Consider the following 1,094-nt stretch of genomic DNA (forward strand, 5'->3'; position numbering starts at 1 on the left):
CGGGCACGGGCACGGGCACCGGCACGGGCACGGGCGCGGCCACGCCCTCGGACACCACGATCCGCTGGTGCCCGACGCTGCCCGCCGAGGAGTGCGCCCCGCCGAGCACCTCGCCCGCGGCGACGAGGCCGAGCCCCACGCCGGCGCCGATCGTGACGAGGGCGAACGAGCGCAGCCCGCGTCCCTCGCCGAACCAGAGCTCGGCCTGGGTCAGCGCGCGGACGTCGTTCTCGACCCAGGTCGGCAGGTCGGTCATGGCGGTCAGCAACTCGGCGAGGGGCACGTCGTCCCAGCCGAGGAACGGCGCGTGCCGCACGTGGGCACGGTCGACGACCTGTCCGCCGACGGTGACGCCGACCGCGCGGATGCGGTCGTCCCGGCCGCGGGCCGAGGTCACGACCGCCGCGACCTGGGCCACGACGGCGGCGGGCGACGGGTCGGGCAGGTCGTCGTCGTGCCCGCCCAGCACCCTGCCCCGCTGGTCGGCCACGACGACGAAGAGGCGGTCACGGGTCAGCTTGACGCCGACGAAGTGGTGGGCGTCCGGGTCGAGGTCGAGCGGGACCGACGGGCGACCCGAGCCGGACGGCGCGAGGGACGCGCGTTCGACCAGCAGCCCGCTCTCGAGCAGGGGTCTGGTGATGCGCGTGAGGCTCGGGCCCGACAGGCCGAGCCGGGCGGCGAGCTCGGTCCGGGGGCGGGCGCCGTGCACGAGGATGTCGAGCACCACGGCCTGCGCGCTGCCGGCCAGCGGGGACCAGCCGCCGTCGGCGTGGCCGAGGGGACCATGAGCGGGAGCGGCGTGCCCGGGAGCGTGGGAGTCCGTCACGCGACGATCCTAGGTGGCCGACCCGCGCCTCCTCGTCCCGACGTCGGGCCCCGCCCGGGCCGAGCCATCGCCGCTTCGGGTCCCCCCGACGCGCGTCGCTGCGTACCCCGCCACCCGAAGTGGGGGACAACCTCGGGGCCCCTCGTGGCCGAACATGAGTCGTGGTGATCCTCATGGACGAAACGCGCGAACTCCCCCTCTGCACGCTGTGCGCGTCGCCGACCCGTCTCGAGCCCAACCCGTTCTACGGCACGGCCCTCTCGGT

Annotated in this window: 1 protein-coding gene; it reads right to left on the reverse strand. The window is 76.0% G+C overall.

Annotated elements, in window-relative coordinates:
• Positions 1–829 (reverse strand): ROK family transcriptional regulator (locus IFT36_RS17055; RefSeq protein ID WP_200413675.1); only part of this gene is annotated, 829 nt, incomplete at its 3' end.
• Between the last annotated feature and the right edge of the window lie 265 nt (positions 830–1,094).

The organism is Frigoribacterium sp. CFBP 13605 (genome assembly GCF_014839405.1).
Classification (GTDB): Bacteria; Actinomycetota; Actinomycetes; order Actinomycetales; family Microbacteriaceae; genus Frigoribacterium.